The organism is Psychrobacter sp. G (assembly GCF_000418305.1).
GTDB lineage: Bacteria > Pseudomonadota > Gammaproteobacteria > Pseudomonadales > Moraxellaceae > Psychrobacter > Psychrobacter cryohalolentis.
The window spans coordinates 124,565-142,241 of the sequence record NC_021661.1; the positions used below are offsets into that span (position 1 = coordinate 124,565).

Annotated in this window: 12 protein-coding genes; all 12 read left to right on the plus strand. The window is 42.8% G+C overall.

Going from position 1 to position 17,677, the window contains the following annotated elements; all coding sequences use genetic code 11:
• Window positions 1–1,015: 1,015 nt before the first annotated feature.
• Window positions 1,016–1,402 carry a succinate dehydrogenase, cytochrome b556 subunit gene (gene sdhC / locus PSYCG_RS00545; protein ID WP_011512482.1) on the plus strand — a complete coding sequence of 129 codons (387 nt, stop codon included), beginning with the start codon at window positions 1,016–1,018 and terminating at the stop codon, window positions 1,400–1,402.
• A gap of 17 nt (window positions 1,403–1,419) precedes the next feature.
• Entirely contained in the window at window positions 1,420–1,806 is a 387-nt protein-coding gene (gene sdhD, locus PSYCG_RS00550; RefSeq protein ID WP_041772361.1) for a succinate dehydrogenase, hydrophobic membrane anchor protein, read from the plus strand.
• A gap of 178 nt (window positions 1,807–1,984) precedes the next feature.
• Window positions 1,985–3,835: a succinate dehydrogenase flavoprotein subunit gene (gene sdhA / locus PSYCG_RS00555; RefSeq protein WP_011512484.1), complete on the plus strand. Its 1,851-nt coding sequence runs from the start codon at window positions 1,985–1,987 to the stop codon at window positions 3,833–3,835.
• A gap of 207 nt (window positions 3,836–4,042) precedes the next feature.
• The gene (locus PSYCG_RS00560; RefSeq protein WP_011512485.1) at window positions 4,043–4,753 is read left to right on the plus strand and encodes a succinate dehydrogenase iron-sulfur subunit; all 711 of its coding nucleotides are present in this window, start codon (window positions 4,043–4,045) and stop codon (window positions 4,751–4,753) included.
• Window positions 4,754–5,567: 814 nt separating this feature from the next.
• Window positions 5,568–8,453: a 2-oxoglutarate dehydrogenase E1 component gene (locus PSYCG_RS00565; protein WP_020442495.1), complete on the plus strand. Its 2,886-nt coding sequence runs from the start codon at window positions 5,568–5,570 to the stop codon at window positions 8,451–8,453.
• A gap of 155 nt (window positions 8,454–8,608) precedes the next feature.
• Window positions 8,609–9,841 (plus strand): 2-oxoglutarate dehydrogenase complex dihydrolipoyllysine-residue succinyltransferase, encoded by a 1,233-nt coding sequence (odhB, locus tag PSYCG_RS00570; protein WP_020442496.1) that lies wholly within the window; start codon window positions 8,609–8,611, stop codon window positions 9,839–9,841.
• A 271-nt stretch (window positions 9,842–10,112) separates the two neighbouring features.
• Entirely contained in the window at window positions 10,113–11,564 is a 1,452-nt protein-coding gene (gene lpdA, locus PSYCG_RS00575) for a dihydrolipoyl dehydrogenase (protein ID WP_020442497.1), read from the plus strand.
• 200 nt (window positions 11,565–11,764) lie between these two features.
• Window positions 11,765–12,931: an ADP-forming succinate--CoA ligase subunit beta gene (sucC, locus tag PSYCG_RS00580; RefSeq protein WP_011512489.1), complete on the plus strand. Its 1,167-nt coding sequence runs from the start codon at window positions 11,765–11,767 to the stop codon at window positions 12,929–12,931.
• Between the two features lie 104 nt (window positions 12,932–13,035).
• Complete coding sequence (sucD, locus tag PSYCG_RS00585) at window positions 13,036–13,911, plus strand: succinate--CoA ligase subunit alpha (RefSeq protein ID WP_011512490.1); 876 nt, start codon at window positions 13,036–13,038, stop codon at window positions 13,909–13,911.
• A gap of 107 nt (window positions 13,912–14,018) precedes the next feature.
• Entirely contained in the window at window positions 14,019–15,059 is a 1,041-nt protein-coding gene (gene galE, locus PSYCG_RS00590) for a UDP-glucose 4-epimerase GalE (protein ID WP_020442498.1), read from the plus strand.
• 53 nt (window positions 15,060–15,112) lie between these two features.
• The gene (locus tag PSYCG_RS00595; protein WP_020442499.1) at window positions 15,113–15,997 is read left to right on the plus strand and encodes a UTP--glucose-1-phosphate uridylyltransferase; all 885 of its coding nucleotides are present in this window, start codon (window positions 15,113–15,115) and stop codon (window positions 15,995–15,997) included.
• A gap of 3 nt (window positions 15,998–16,000) precedes the next feature.
• A complete protein-coding gene (pgi, locus tag PSYCG_RS00600; RefSeq protein ID WP_020442500.1) occupies window positions 16,001–17,668 on the plus strand; it encodes a glucose-6-phosphate isomerase in 1,668 nt (555 codons plus the stop codon).
• Window positions 17,669–17,677 lie beyond the last annotated feature (9 nt).

The window sequence follows — 17,677 nt, forward strand, 5'->3', positions numbered from 1 at the left end:
TTTAACTTGTTAGAACAAAAATAATAGTGACGCACACCCTCGCGTCATAAATAGTCAAATGGCCAAAATGAATGTGACCTATTTAATATGCAGGCTATATTAGCAGTTATTACTTAAGTTTTGAAAAGACTTTTACTTGCTAGACCACCAATAGACGTGCGCCAATAGTGCTTATCGGTTGTAAACTTTGTATCAAAATATGTCTAGTAGGTAATTTGACTGTAAACCATCTTATTTATCATAGCGTAATGATTATTATTAACCTAAATGTAAAGAGACAGTTTTAACCAAGTACTCTGTTGAGATATCTTCTAATATTTACTATAAAACAGACAGAGCATCATTAGCTGATACATTCGTTTGGCTTCATAGGTCACTAAGCCTGAGTAATACTAATGAATTCATATTGCAAATAGCCAGTTTTTTGTTAATAAATCTCTAATAACCACTATTTAGGGGATAAATTTGTAATTAGTGCTCAGTCATTTTATAATTAGAGGGATTTAACTGGCACTAGCTTTGCGCAAATTGATGACTTGTCCTAATAAAGTAGGTGAGGGGCTTTGCTCCACTCATACTTTGTTACGATTGAATAATCACTTTGTAGACCAAGACCGAGCTTATCGCTTGAATATTCTTGTTAACTGTTCTATTTTTAAATAGCCTACAGTGAAGTTTACCTTAACAAAAAAGGATAACATAGAGATGACTCCATGGCGTTGTTCTTTTTTTTGTTAATGGGAACCAGTAAAAATAGAATAGTTAATCGATTTATCCCGTGCTTCGTTTTGTGGTCTGTTAATATGTAGAAAGCTTATTGTTGAAAGGGTTTATTGAGCGATAGTTGAATGCCCATAATGACCATGTCAATCTCCGTATGCTTTCAGATTTAGCGCAAATTAAATGACGTCAGCTAGCTCTTCCTTCCTTACTTTATTCGTCTTGTGTGGTGCTCAGTGTATTTGGCAGACGATTGCTAAATCATAAGTAACTACCAGACATAACCGCAAAAAGGATGCCCGCTGTGAAAAGCAACCGACCTATTGATCTGCCCCTCAGCCAAGTGATTAGTGTTAATCGATCACCGATTGCGATTGCTTCAATCTTGCATCGTATCTCTGGCATCATTTTATTTTTACTTATTCCAGTCATGCTGTGGTTATTGCAGAATTCTTTGGCATCGCCTGAGAGTTTTGAAACCGTTTTTGACAATGTTTTAGTGCGCTTTTTGGCATGGATTTTCGTCGCCGCCATCGCTTATCACTTTGTGATGGGTATGAAGCATTTATTTGCTGATATGGGCATGAATGAAGAGCTGAAATCTGGCCGTGCTGCCTCTATGATCAGCTTTGTAATTGCAGCGATATTAATAGTCGCGTCATTTGTATGGGTGATGTTCTAATGAGAAACGATTCAGGAATAAAAAGTGCAACCAGTCTAACCGGCTCAGGCTCACGTGATTGGATAGTCCAACGTATCAGTGCGGTGGTTTTAGCAGTTTATAGTGTGGTGCTATTGGGCTTCTTTTTGACCCATGGCGATGTGAGCTACACAGAATGGTCAAACTTTATGACCAGCTTACCGATGCGTCTATTTAGCTTGATAGCGGTTCTAGCGTTAGCCGGTCACGCATGGATTGGTATGTGGACCGTGTTCACAGACTATATCACTACCGGTAAATTGGGCGCGAGCGCAGCTGGCCTACGCTTGGTCTTACAGACATTAATGATTATTGCCGTTTTTGTATTTTTATTCTGGGGCATCATGATTTTTTGGGGTAACGGCTTCGGTGTCGTTGCTGTTTAACGCTCAGATAGATATGCACATTTTAGTAAGTGGTTGAAGGCGGCTTAGATACCCAGTTATATACAATTACATCATCCATATCCGTGCTTTGAGTCGATGATTCAGCTCAGAGTGTATGACTGGTTAAGCAGTCCTTGTATTTACTTCGCAAGTATTAACAGGCATTAGGAAAACCGTAATGGCAACTAGACAAGACAATACCATTAGCAATATCAAAACCCTAAACTATGACGCGGTCATCGTTGGTGGTGGTGGTTCAGGTATGCGTGCATCATTGCACTTAGCTGAAGCCGGCATGAAGGTTGCAGTCTTAACCAAAGTATTCCCAACCCGCTCGCATACCGTTGCAGCTCAGGGCGGTATCGGTGCAAGTCTCGGTAACATGAGCAACGATAACTGGCATTTCCACTTTTATGATACCGTTAAAGGGTCAGACTGGTTGGGTGACCAAGACGCGATTGAGTACATGTGCCGTGAAGCGCCAAAAGTAGTATACGAGCTTGAGCACATGGGCATGCCGTTTGACCGTAATGAAGATGGCACGATTTATCAGCGCCCATTCGGTGGTCATACCTCAAACTATGGCGAAAAAGCCGTACAACGTGCGTGTGCTGCTGCTGACCGTACCGGTCATGCGCTATTACATACGCTCTATCAAAAAAATCTACAGCAAGGTACTGAATTCTTTATCGAGTGGATTGCCCTTGATTTGATCAAAGATGAAGCCGGCAACATCAATGGCGTCATCGCTATTGAGCAAGAAACTGGTACTGTTGCGGTATTCCAGTCGCCAATTACTGTCCTAGCGACAGGCGGCGCTGGTCGTATCTTTGCTGCCTCTACCAACGCTTATATTAATACTGGTGACGGTATTGGCATGGCGGTTCGTGCTGGTATTCCATTACAAGATATGGAGTTTTGGCAGTTCCATCCAACCGGCGTCCATGGTGCAGGCGTACTATTGACTGAAGGTTGCCGAGGTGAAGGCGCTATCTTACGTAATAAAGATGGCGAAGCGTTCATGGAGCGTTATGCTCCAACGGTTAAAGACTTAGCACCACGTGATTTGGTTTCTCGTTCTATGGACCAAGAAATCAAAGAAGGCCGTGGTTGTGGTCCAAATGCTGATCATATCGTGATGGATATGACCCATTTGGGTGTTGAAACCATCATGAAGCGTCTGCCATCAGTATTCGAGATTGGTAAAAACTTTGCCAACGTCGATATCACGAAAGAGCCAATTCCTGTTATTCCAACCATTCATTATATGATGGGCGGTATTCCAACCACGATTCATGGTCAAGTGATTGTACCGGATCTAGAAGCGGGTACGGATGAAGATGGTCTATATGCCAAAGGTAACGTGGTTAAAGGTCTATATGCAATTGGCGAATGTGCGTGCGTCAGTGTTCACGGTGCCAACCGTTTAGGTACCAACTCATTGCTTGATTTATTGGTATTTGGTCGCGCTGCAGGTAAGCATATCGTTGATGAATTCCATCATGCAGATCATAACTATAAGCCACTTGATCCTCGCGTCCTTGATTACACAGTCGGTCGTTTAGACAAGCTGCAACAGTCAACTTCAGGCTACAATGCGCAAGACGTTGCCGATGAGATTCGTGCAACCATGCAAACGCATGCCAGTGTATTCCGTACACAAGCGATGATGGATGAAGGCGTTGCAAAAATCCTAGCGCTAGGCGAGAAGATTGATCAAATTCATTTGGCTGATAAATCACAAGTCTTTAACACTGCTCGTATTGAAGCCTTTGAAGTGGGCAATCTTTACGAAGTAGCAAAAGCGACGATGATATCGGCGGCCCAGCGTCATGAAAGCCGCGGCGCGCACAGTGTCTCTGACTATGATCGTCCTGAAGATGATGAATATGCACCAAACGGTCGTAACGATAATGATTGGATGAAGCATACCTTATGGTATTCTGAAGGCAATAAGATTATCTATAAGCCGGTTCGTAAAATTCCATTAACGGTTGATTATATCGAGCCAAAGGTTCGTGTCTACTAAGTCAGACGCCTTGCGCCTGATGTGTATAGACAGCATAAACGTTTTATCCTTTATTCATTTATTAAAAAGGTGACCGCCAGCTACAAGCTCATGCCAGCGCTCTATTAATCAGTATTTGATCATTCTTGTCAGTACAGATTAATAGCCAGTGCGACTATGTTGCAATCCTTGTATGCCCGCCATCACCGACGTGTGGAGTTTAGCATTATGAGCCGAGGTACTCGCACCATCGAAATCTATCGCTACGATCCTGATCTGGACGCAGCGCCGCGTATGCAAACTTATACGATTGAGCTATTAGACTCAGATCGTATGTTGCTTGACGTGTTATTACGCCTAAAGAAGGAAGATGAAACTCTTACCTTCCGTCGCTCGTGCCGTGAAGGCATCTGTGGCTCTGATGGCATGAATATTAACGGTAAAAATGGTCTAGCATGTTTGATCAACATGAATACTTTGCCAGAAAAAGTAACCGTTCGCCCGTTACCAGGTTTGCCAGTGGTTCGTGATTTGGTCGTTGATATGAACCAATTCTACGAGCAGTACGAAAAAGTACATCCATTCTTAATTAATGATCAGCCAGCGCCTGCCACTGAGCGCTTGCAGTCACCTGAGCAACGTGACAAGTTAAATGGTTTATATGAATGTATTTTATGTGCCTGCTGTTCAACCAGTTGCCCATCATTCTGGTGGAATCCTGATAAGTTCTTAGGACCATCAGCACTACTGCATGCTGATCGTTTTGTTTCTGACAGCCGTGATAGTGATACGCGCGCGCGTCTGGCTCGTTTAGACGATCCATTCAGCTTATTTCGTTGCCGCGGTATCATGAACTGCGTATCAGTATGTCCAAAAGGCTTGAATCCAACCAAAGCTATCGGTCATCTGCGTAATTTGTTGCTTGATCAAGCAGGTTAATATACCTTTTAAGCTCAATTAGCTTTATAATAGCGCTATAAAAAAACACCACCTGAGATAAGGTGGTGTTTTTTATTCGTTAAAATAAGCAAAACAATAGCGTAAGGTCACCATGCTTGTTAAGTCGTCTTAGAACAAGATTTGAATTTGCATCAGAATAATCATGGCAAGTAAGGCCATGCTAACAATACGTTGCTTATATGTAAGACAACCTGTTATCTGCTCCATCTGCCTATATAATTATAAGTAGTAATGGCTAAGCATAAAAAATGCTTGGTTATTATAAGATTATAGGGGTGAATGACGATGATAGAAGGTATATAATACTGAGGTTAAAACGGATGCATAGCAGTGATGTGTGAATATGCAGGAAGTCAATCACCTATGAATTGCGTAAAGTGATAATAGATATTCATTGTGTAAATACTTAGTATTGAACAAACAAACTATGGCTGTAAAGGTAGGCATGTTACGCTATACAGCAGTGCATAATTTGTCAAATAGCCATTGTAGAGCTACAATAGCCAAGTTATCCAGCAGAAATGGCTTGTAAATAAGCCAGCTGAACAAAAAAATTTTGAAAAAAATGCTATAAATAACAATCTAGTTATAACTTGTAGCATTATATATAAATTAATGTTTTGCGACGAGCGACATAAGAAAACTGAACGTTCACAAATAATTTGAATGGTGTTCTATGTTGATTGTTCATTGTTAAAAAGCTATTTATACAATAGCTAAGCCGCCTATATCCAACAGATTTTACAATAATAAGCACGATTCCATTCATTTATCTATCAAATAGACGATTATTATGAATAGTATAACTAAAGAAGCAGCGAGCGTAGATCAAACAGAGTTGGCCGCTGATAACGCCAATTATATTGATATTCTCTACGAGCAATACCTAGAAGATCCTAATAGTGTTGGCAGTGATTGGCAAACGTATTTTGAACAATACAAATCGCCAAATGATGCGCCGCACAACGCCATTAAAGACCAGTTTTTATTGTTAGCCCGTAACCAGACGGCTAATAAGGTCAGTACTGATACCAGTAGCTCGGCTATCAGTCATAGCAACAATGTTGGTGACAATAAGCAAATGGGTGTACAGCAACTCATCTCAGCTTACCGTCGTCGCGGTCATCGCCGTGCGCAGTTAGATCCATTAAGTCTGCATCCACGTGCGGAAGTAGAGGATTTGACTCTTCCTTATCACAATCTTTCTGAAGCGGATCTTGATACAGTATTTCCGACTAATGATCTAAATATCGGTAAAAATGAAGCACCGTTACATGAAATCATTGAAATCATGGAGCGCGTCTATTGCCGTTATATCGGTACAGAATATATGCACGTGACCACCAGCACAGAAAAGCGCTGGATGGAAAAATATCTAGAAACCAATCTAGGTCATATCTCTTTTGATACAGAAAAACGTTTGTCTATTCTTGAGCGTTTGACGGCAGCAGAAGGCTTAGAAAAATATCTTGCTCGTAAATATACGGGTGTGAAGCGTTTTGGTCTGGAAGGCGGCGAGAGCTTTATTCCAGCGATCAATGAAATCATTCAACGTGCTGGCGGTTATGGTACAAAAGAGATGGTCATTGGTATGGCGCATCGTGGGCGTTTAAACTTATTGGTAAATATCTTGGGCAAAAACCCTGCTGATTTGTTTGATGAGTTCGATGGCAAAGTTCAGCCAGAAAAGGGCTCAGGCGATGTTAAATACCATAATGGTTTTTCATCGAACGTGATGACACCAGGTGGGGAGGCGCATTTAGCGTTGGCATTTAACCCGTCACATCTTGAAATCGTTGCGCCAGTATTACAAGGCTCAGTACGTGCGCGTCAAGTACGTCGTAATGATCAGCCACTTCATGAAAATAAGACGGGCAATTCAGTATTGCCAATCGTCATTCATGGTGATGCGGCGTTTGCTGGTCAAGGCGTGGTACAAGAGACATTCCAGATGTCACAAACCCGTGCGTATACGACGGGCGGCACCATCCATATTGTGATTAATAACCAAGTTGGTTTTACCACCAGCCGTCAAGAAGATGCACGCTCAACTGAATACTGTACTGATGTGGCAAAAATGGTTCATGCGCCAATTTTGCATGTCAACGGTGATGATCCTGAGTCTGTGGTATTTGCCGCGCAATTGGCGTTAGATTATCGTCATGAGTTTGACAAAGACATCATTATAGATCTCTTCTGCTATCGCCGTAACGGTCATAATGAGGCAGATGAGCCTTCAGCTACTCAGCCACTCATGTATGCAGTGATCAAAAAGCTCCCAACGACTCGTACTATTTACGCGAAACAGTTAATCGAAGAAGGTTTGCTGAGTAAAGAAGATGAAACGCGTTTAGAAGATGAGTATCGTGAATCATTAGATCGCGGTGAATATGTTGCCAATTCATTGGTAAATGAGCCTAACGAGCAGCTATTTGTCGATTGGAAACCTTATTTGGGTCACGATTTGGTTGATGATTGGGATACCAGTGTTGATATCGAAGTGTTGAAAGGCTATGGTCGCCGCATGGCACAAATGCCTGAAGGTTACAAGCTACAGCGCCAAGTACAAAAAGTGGTCGAGCAGCGCTTAGCAATGCAAACTGGCGAAGAGCCTTTGAACTGGGGTGCAGCTGAGACATTGGCATACGCATCACTGGTTGATAACGATAAAGTACTGGTACGTATTACTGGTGAAGATGTAGGGCGTGGTACGTTCTCACATCGTCATAGTGAGCTATATAATATTGAAGATGGCAGCATGTATGTGCCACTTGCTCACCTGAGTGAAGATCAAGCACGCTTTGCCACTTATAACTCATTGCTATCAGAAGAAGCGGTATTAGCTTTTGAATATGGTTATGCGACCACGGTGCCAAATGCATTGGTTGTTTGGGAAGCGCAGTTCGGTGATTTTGTTAACGGTGCTCAAGTAGTTATCGACCAATTCATCGCGAGTGGCGAGACCAAATGGCAGCGCGTTTGCGGCTTGACCATGTTATTGCCGCATGGCTTCGAAGGTCAAGGTCCTGAGCATTCATCAGCCCGTCTTGAGCGCTTCTTGCAGTTATGTGCTGAAGACAACATGCAAGTCATCACACCAACGACGCCTGCACAGATTTATCATGCGCTACGTCGTCAAGCGGTTCGCCCGATTCGTAAACCGTTAATCGTGATGTCGCCAAAGAGCTTGCTACGTCATAAGCTTGCGACTTCTCAATTAGAAGAATTGGCAAATGGTAAGTTTGAAACAGTATTGCCAGAGATGGATCAGCAAAATCCGGACAATGTGACTCGTATGGTTCTATGTGGCGGTAAAGTTTATTATGACTTGCTTGAGCAGCGCCGTGCTTTAGGTCTAGACCATGTAGCAATCGTTCGTATTGAGCAACTCTATCCTTTACCAGAAAAACGCTTAATTGCTGAAATTGAAAAATACAGCAACTTAAAAGAAATCGTTTGGACGCAAGAGGAGCCGTTGAACCAAGGCGCTTGGTATTACTTAGCACCACATATGTTCCGTATTGTTGTACCGCATCCAACCAGAGCAAAAGTGATGGAGCCAGTTGCACGTCCTGCCAGTGCAGCGCCTGCGACAGGATCAGCAAAATTACACGTTAAGCAACAACAAGATTTAATCGCTGGTGGTCTTGGTATCAGTGTAGATGAGCTGTCTATTTAATAGCTTATATAAATAACAGATTGTATGTAATCAATGAATCAGGCGATGACAGTCAGTACCCAGTAAGACAATTTAAATATCACATTTTAAATGGCACTGACTGCCTATCACGACTTAATTATAAATAGTAATATCCAAATCTAAGGAGTATATCGATGGCTGAAATTAAAGCCCCCGTTTTTCCAGAATCGGTTGCCGATGGTACAATCGTTGAATGGCATGTCACTGAAGGTCAGCAAGTAAACCGTGATGACCTATTAGCTGAAATCGAAACTGATAAAGTTGTATTAGAAGTGGTCGCGCCTGATAACGGTGTTGTAACCCGAATCGTTAAGCAAGTAGATGACACCGTATTGTCTGATGAGCTGATTGCCGAATTTGAAGCTGGTGCTAGCGCCAGTGCTGAAGCTGCTCCTGCCGTTGATCCAGATCAACCAGCTGCGCCAGTACAACCTAAGCAAGAAACAGATGGCGGCGAGCCAGTACAAGCCTCTGCTGAATCTGATCATAAAGATCAAAGCCCTGCGGTTCGTAAAGCAGCCAAAGAGTCTGGCGTAGATCCTAAAAACGTCGAAGGTAGTGGTCGCGGCGGTCGTGTGACTAAAACTGACATGTCAAACCCAACGTTGAAAGCGGACAGCTCAATCACTTCTGATAGTGGTCGTCCTGTTGCTGAAGCAGTTGGCGAGCGTACTGAAAAACGCGTACCAATGACACGTCTACGTAAAACAATCGCGAATCGTCTACTAGCTGCTTCTCAAGAAACGGCAATGTTAACGACGTTTAATGAAGTCAACATGAAACCGTTGATGGATATGCGTACCAAGTATAAAGATCAGTTTGAAAAGCGTCATGGTACACGTTTAGGCTTTATGTCGTTATTCGTAAAAGCGGCGACTGAAGCCCTAAAACGCTATCCAGCTGTGAACGCGTCATTAGACGGTGATGATATTGTTTATCATGGTTACTATGACATCGGTGTTGCCGTATCTTCTAACCGTGGTCTAGTCGTACCAGTACTGCGTGATACTGATCGCATGAGCATGGCAGATGTTGAAGCCAAGATTCGTGAATTTGGTGGTAAAGCACAAGAAGGCAAACTTGGTCTAGAAGACATGGTTGGCGGTACATTTACCATCTCAAACGGTGGTGTATTTGGTTCACTGATGTCAACACCTATCTTGAACCCACCACAAACCGCTATCTTGGGTATGCATGCTATCAATGACCGCCCTATGGCAGTTAATGGTGAAGTTAAAATCTTGCCAATGATGTATCTTGCCCTGTCTTATGACCATCGTATGATTGATGGTAAAGAAGCGGTACAATTCTTAGTAACACTGAAAGAATTGGTTGAAGACCCTACTATGCTACTTTTAGATCTTTAAGTTTTTAGGCTTGTATCAGTAATGACTGATACAAGCTTTTTAGCTTTGTATAGATTATCTTTTAATGCCTTTTAGCTTTTTCAGTTCTATCTTATGAGCAATGAGCTAAGAATACTCAGCAGCCATCTTTATCGTCTTTTTAAACGCATCTATTATCTAGCATTTAGATATCGTATTGGTTATCGAACAGATAAGTCGATGGTTTACTAACGAGATAAAATTGGTTTATATGATACCTAACATTAAACTAAAATTAAAATAGGAACGTATTATGAAAGACAGTTACGATTTAGTCGTCATCGGCGGCGGACCTGGTGGTTATGAAGCAGCAATCCGTGCAGGACAGCTTGGCATGAGCGTCGCTTGTATCGAAAAACGCGTTTATAAAGGCGAGCCTGCACTTGGCGGTACTTGCTTAAACGTCGGTTGTATCCCATCAAAAGCATTGCTTGATAGCTCACATCGCTATGAAGCGACTAAGCACGACCTTAATGAGCATGGTATTACTACTGGTGATGTTGCTATCGATATCGAGCAAATGATTGCTCGTAAAGAAGGCATCGTTAAGCAGTTGACTGGCGGTGTTGCTGCGTTATTGAAAGGTAATGGGGTTGACTGGCTACAAGGCTGGGGCACATTAGAAGATGGTAAAGGTGCTGATAAAAAAGTTAAATTTACCGCCCTTGCTGATGAAGCAGAAACGACTATCACTGCTAAAAACGTGATTCTTGCAGCTGGTTCAGTACCGATTGATATTCCAGTTGCCAAAAATGACGGCGATCGTATCGTTGATTCTACTGGCGCGCTTGACTTCACTGCTGTACCTAAGCGTTTAGGCGTAATCGGTGCCGGTGTTATCGGTCTTGAGCTTGGTTCAGTATGGCGTCGTCTAGGTGCAGAAGTTGTGGTATATGAAGCACTACCTAGCTTCTTGGCTGCTGCTGACAAAGACATCGCTAAAGAAGCAGGCAAAATGCTGAAAAAGCAAGGTCTTGATATCCGTGTCGATACCAAAGTGACCAATGCTGAAGTGAAAGGCGATCAAGTCATCGTTACTAGTGAAACCAAAGGCGAATCTAGTGAAGAGAGCTTTGATAAGCTGATCGTTTGTGTCGGTCGTCGCGCTTATTCTGAGAAACTACTTGGCGAAGACAGTGGTATTCAATTGACCGAACGCGGTTTGATTGATGTCAATGATCAGTGCAAAACCAATCTTGATGGCGTTTATGCAATTGGCGACTTGGTACGTGGTCCTATGCTTGCGCATAAAGCCATGGAAGAAGGCATGATGGCTGTTGAGCGTATTCATGGTGAAAAAGCTCAAGTTAACTATGACACTATCATCAACGTCATCTATACGCATCCAGAAATCGCATGGGTTGGTTTGACAGAGCAAGAAGCAGAAGCTGCCGGTTACGAAGTCAAAACAGGTTCATTTAACCTAGCAGCTAATGGTCGTGCTCTTGCTCAAAGTGAAGCTCAAGGCTCTATCAAAGTCGTTGCTGATGCCAAAACAGACCGTTTGTTAGGCATGCATGCGATTTCTGCTGGTGCAGGCGATATCGTCCATCAAGGTATGATTGCGATGGAATTTGTATCAAGCATCGAAGATTTGCAGTTGATGACGTTTGCGCATCCAACGATCTCTGAAGCCGTCCATGAAGCAGCATTGTCTGCGGATGGTCGTGCCATTCACGCGATTCAGCGTAAAAAACGTAAATAATTTTAACGGCTAAAAATATTTGTATAAAGATATGTTAAGTGTCTTAAATGGTTATTAGATGATGGCATGACCATCGCATTGTTCGAATAGCTATTTTGAATGACTATTTTGAATGATGAGTTGGTCTAACATACAGTAGAGCATTCTACGATGTATGAGTTTTCATTTTTTATTAATGGTAAAAATAAAGGATTCAATCAATGAATTTACATGAGTATCAAGCAAAAGAGCTATTGAAAAGCTATGGCTTGCCAATTCAAGAAGGCATCATTGCCTACAGTGGCGACGAAGCAGCGGCAGCTTTTGACAAAACCCCAACTGATATCGCAGTCATCAAAGCGCAGGTTCATGCTGGTGGTCGCGGTAAAGCGGGCGGCGTGAAACTGGTTAAGACTCGTGAAGAAGCGAAGCAAGTGACTGATGAGCTTATCGGTAAAAACCTTGTAACGTATCAAACCGATGCCGCTGGTCAACCAGTGAATTTCGTTTTGGTTGCAGAAGATATGTATCCAGTACAAACCGAGCTATATCTTGGCGCTGTTGTTGACCGCTCTTCACGTCGCGTGACGTTTATGGCATCAACGGAAGGCGGTGTTGAGATTGAGAAAGTTGCAGAAGAAACCCCTGAAAAAATCTTTAAAGTAAATATTGATCCATTGGTTGGTTTATTGCCATTCCAAGCGCGTGAAGTGGCGTTTAAATTGGGTCTTGAAGGCAAGCAAATCAATCAATTCGTTAAATTGATGTCTGGTGCTTATCAAGCATTCGTTGAAAACGACATTGATTTACTTGAAATCAACCCATTAGCGGTTCGCGAAAATGGCGAGATCGTTTGTGTTGATGGCAAAATTGGTATTGACTCAAACGCTTTATATCGTTTGCCTAAGATTGCTGCGCTACAAGACAAATCACAAGAAAATGAGCGTGAGCTTAAAGCAGCTGAGTTTGATCTAAACTATGTTGCCCTAGAAGGCAATATCGGTTGTATGGTAAACGGTGCTGGTCTTGCAATGGCTACGATGGACATCATCAAATTGTACGGCGGCAAGCCTGCTAACTTCTTGGACGTTGGCGGCGGTGCAACTAAAGATCGCGTTGTTGAAGCCTTCAAGATCATTCTTGAAGACAGCAGCGTTGAAGGTGTTCTAATCAACATCTTCGGTGGTATCGTACGTTGTGACATGATTGCAGAAGCTATTATCGCTGCGATCAAAGAAGTTGACGTCAAAGTACCAGTTGTTGTCCGTCTAGAGGGTAACAATGCTGAGCTTGGCGCACAAATTCTAGAAGAATCTGGTCTGAAATTGATCTCAGCTCAAGGTTTATCAGACGCCGCTCAAAAAATTGTTGACGCTGTTAAAGCTTAATTGCTCAAGAGTATAAGGCGTTTGCTGTTATTCTACCGACGTTAACATTTAACGTGGCAGGATAGGCAAGCGCCTACCAGACAACCGCATACAAGGATAAGATAATGAGTGTATTAATTGATAAAGACACCAAAGTATTGGTGCAAGGTTTTACCGGTAAAAATGGTACGTTCCACTCAGAACAAGCCATCGAATATGGTACAAAAGTTGTTGGCGGCGTAACCCCTGGTAAAGGCGGTCAAACGCACCTAGGTTTGCCAGTATTCAACACCATGTCTGAAGCAATGGCTGCCACCCAAGCAGATGCTTCTGTTATCTATGTACCAGCCCCTTTTGTACTAGATTCTATCATCGAAGCAATTGACGCTGGTGTGAAGCTGATTGTTGTGATCACTGAAGGCGTACCAACGCTTGATATGCTTAAAGCCAAACGCTACCTTGAAACAGCAGGCGATGTACGTCTAATCGGTCCTAACTGCCCAGGCGTTATCACCCCAGGTCAGTGCAAAATCGGCATCATGCCAGGTCATATCCATTTGCCAGGTAAAGTGGGTATTATCTCACGCTCTGGTACTTTGACTTATGAAGCCGTTGCTCAAACTACTAAACTTGGTTTTGGTCAATCAACCTGTATCGGTATCGGTGGCGATCCGATCCCTGGTATGAACCAGATTGATGCATTGAAATTGTTCCAAGAAGATCCACAAACTGAAGCAATTATCTTAATCGGTGAAATCGGTGGTACTGCTGAAGAAGAAGCAGCCGCTTATATCAAAGACCATGTAACTAAGCCAGTTGTTGGCTATATTGCTGGTGTAACTGCTCCTGAAGGTAAGCGTATGGGTCATGCCGGCGCTATCATCTCTGGTGGTCAAGGTACAGCTGAAGATAAATTTAAAGCGTTCGAAGCGGCAGGTATTGCTTACACGCGTGACCCATCAAAATTGGGCGAGAAGCTAAAAGAAGTGACAGGTTGGTAGTATCAGCAGCTAACTGACTGTTAATACTCAAATGACGTTGAAAAATAATGAAGGCACCCCTACAATGGGGTGTCTTTTTTTGTTTGAAAATTGCTTTGGATATCAATATGGAAAATTATAAAAATAAAATATTAGTGACTGGCGGCGCAGGATATATCGGTTCACATACTTGTATTGCACTGCATGAAGCAGGCTACGAGGTGGTGATATACGACAATTTATCCAATAGCAGTTTTGAGGCAGTAAATCGTGTTTCTAGCCTTATTGGGCAGCCTATCGACTTTATCGAAGGCGACATACGTGATGCTGATTCACTCAGGCAAGTATTTGCCGCGCATCAATTTTTTGGCGTGATCCATTTTGCTGGCTTAAAAGCGGTTGGCGAATCTGTAGCTAAACCCTTGATGTACTATGATAATAATGTGAGTGGTACAATTACCTTACTTAAAATCATGGCTGAATATGAGGTTAAAAAACTAGTCTTTTCTTCATCAGCTACGGTCTATGGTGATCCTGAAATTCTGCCCATTAATGAAGACTCTCCACGTTCCTGTACCAATCCTTATGGACAGAGTAAGCTTACGGTTGAGCATGTTCTAGAAGATTTAGCGCTATCAGATAACAGTTGGAGCCTTATTCCTTTGAGGTATTTTAATCCTGTTGGCGCGCACCCATCTGGACAAATTGGCGAAGATCCCAATGATATTCCAAATAATTTAATGCCATATATCTCACAAGTTGCGGTCGGCAAGCTTGATCAATTAAGTATTTTTGGCGATGACTATGCTACCGTCGATGGTACGGGTGTGCGTGACTTTATACATGTCACGGACCTCGCACAAGGTCATGTCGCCGCGCTCAATTATCTAAAGCAGCAAAAGCAAAGCTTAGGTTTTCTTCCGATCAATTTAGGATCAGGTAAGGGAACGTCTGTATTAGAGTTAGTTAGAGCTTTCTCTGCCGTATCAGCTAAAGATATTCCTTTTCAGTTTGTTGGGCGACGAGCTGGTGATATTGCCAGTTGCTATGCTAGTGCTGATAAAGCACAAGAATTATTAGGATGGAAGGCAAGCTTATCTATTACTGATATGTGTCAAGATACATGGCGTTGGCAAAGCATAAATCCAAATGGTTATAACTCAATATAAGTATTATAGAAAACAAACCCTTATCCATTCTTATTAAGTATGTATTAATCCTTATGAAAAAAATTACTCACGCGGTGATACCCGTTGCAGGCTTTGGTACTCGTATGTTGCCATTGTCTAAATCCGTACCTAAAGAGCTACTGCCGCTTGGTAATCGCCCTGCCATCCATTATGTGGTGGCAGAAGCCATTGCTGCTGGTATTAAGCACATTGTCTTGGTTGGTCATGCACAAAAAAGTGCTATTGAAAATTACTTTGATCTCAATGCCGAGCTTGACAATCAATTGCGTGTTAAAGGTAAGAACGAGCTAGCAGACAGCTTAAACTGGCTACCAAATGATGTGACTATATCGATGATACGTCAGGGTCAGCCATTGGGTTTAGGTCATGCGGTGCTTGCCGCACGCCCAATCATTGGTGAGCATGATTTTGCAGTACTGCTGCCAGATGTGGTGCTTGATCCTTTTAATGGTGATATGTCTGCTGACAATTTGGCGTTTATGATTGACGCTTTTGCTGAAGATAACCATTCGCAAATATTGGTCGATAAAGTAGCCGATGAAGACGTACATAAATACGGTATCGCTCAATTAAGTGAAGCGCTTATGGATGAGGGCGATATAGATGATAAAACAGATGAGAATGTCAGTTTTAAAGTGGCAGGTTTTGTAGAAAAGCCAAATCTCTCTGATGCGCCATCAAGACTAGCTGTCGTCGGTCGTTATGTCTTTAGCCATCATATTTTTGATTATCTGGCGAATACCCAAGCCTCAGTTGGCGGAGAGATCCAATTGACTGACGCTATTGATGCGCTTATCAGTGAGTATGGTGTCAATGTCACGACCATGCGTGGTAACAGTTATGATGCTGGCGATATGCGCTCTTATATGCAAGCTTTTATATATTTCGCTCAGCAGCAACTAGCCGATGAAGAGTAGTTAATGAACGATACAAAAGACAATAAAGTCTATAGCAGTGCCCGCCATTCAAAATATTGGCAGAAGCTGAAGGCAGCAGCTGAGTCGAAGTGGTCATTAGCTGCCTTGTTTGCACAAAATAATACGCGTACCCAACGTTTTAGTGCTCAAAGTGGGGCGCTGTATATGGACTACAGCAAGCAATGTCTAGATGATACTGTGCTAGAAAGTTTATTAAATCTGGCAAATAGTTGTGAATTGTCTGCTCGTATTCAGTCCTTGCTACAAGGGGCGATGGTGAATACCAGTGAAGAACGTGCCGCTTTGCATACTGCACTACGATTGCCCACCACAGCAAACTTACAACTTGATAATCAAGATGTAGTCGCTGATGTCCATCAAAGTTTGGGGCAAGTTGAACGCTTATCTGAGCGTGTACGCAGTGGGACATGGCGCGGGTTTTCAGGTAAAGCGATTACAGATGTTGTTAATATCGGTGTAGGGGGTTCTGACTTAGGGCCACTGATGGCAACCACTGCCCTTGATGAGTGGGCAGATACCTGTGTTGAGGTCCATTTCGTCTCCAATATGGATGGCACGCAGCTGGATAATTTGCTAAAACATCTAAATCCTGAAACCACTTTATTTATTATCTCATCTAAATCCTTTGGTACCATTGATACCTTATCCAATGCCAAAACGGCACTATCATGGCTGTTTGCAACCGCAAAGCTGCGTGCGGGCACTGAAGACAGTGTATTGCGTCGTCATTTCATCGGTATCTCGGCCAATAGTGAAAAAATGAGTGATTGGGGTATTCATCCTGAGCACCAGTTGCAGCTTTGGGAATGGGTAGGGGGTCGTTTTTCTTTATGGTCAGCGATTGGTCTTGCCATAGCTATTCGTATCGGTATGTCTGGGTTTAAAGAGCTGTTGGCAGGCGCGCATAGTATGGATGAGCATTTTGCGCAGGCGGATTTTGCAGAAAACTTGCCAGTATTATTGGGCTTAATCGCAGTTTGGAATAGTACCTTTTTGCAGGTAAATGCTCATACTGTGCTGCCTTACGATGGGCGCTTAAGCTATTTACCCAGTTATTTAACTCAGCTAGAGATGGAAAGTAATGGTAAATCGGTGACCCAGCATGGTGATCGTATTGATTATGATACCTGTCCTATTCTTTGGGGTGAAATTGGTTCTAATGCCCAACATGCTTTTTATCAGCTGCTACATCAAGGAACGCAGCAAGTCTCTTGTGATTTTATCGCTTGTGTACGTCGCTACAGTGATGAGGCAAAAAATACGCCACTACAACAGCAGCATGAACTGTCTTTAGCCAATTGTTTGGCTCAAAGCCGTGTACTGGCTTTTGGTAATGCTGCTATCGCTGAAACGGATGGTCAAATTGCTTGCGATGCTGATAAATATAAATACTACCGAGGCAACCAGCCTTCTACAACCTTGCTGATTGATGAACTTACTCCGCATAGCTTAGGGGCGTTAATCGCGCTTTATGAGCATAAGGTTTATGTCATGGCCAGTATCTGGGATATCAATCCATTTGATCAATGGGGCGTTGAGATGGGTAAGCAGATGGCAGAGTCCGTTCATGATGCGATGCAGCAAGAGGGCAACACACCATTCGATACCTCAACCAATCAGCTATTAAAACACATCAAACAGCTTTCTTGAGAGCGCTGC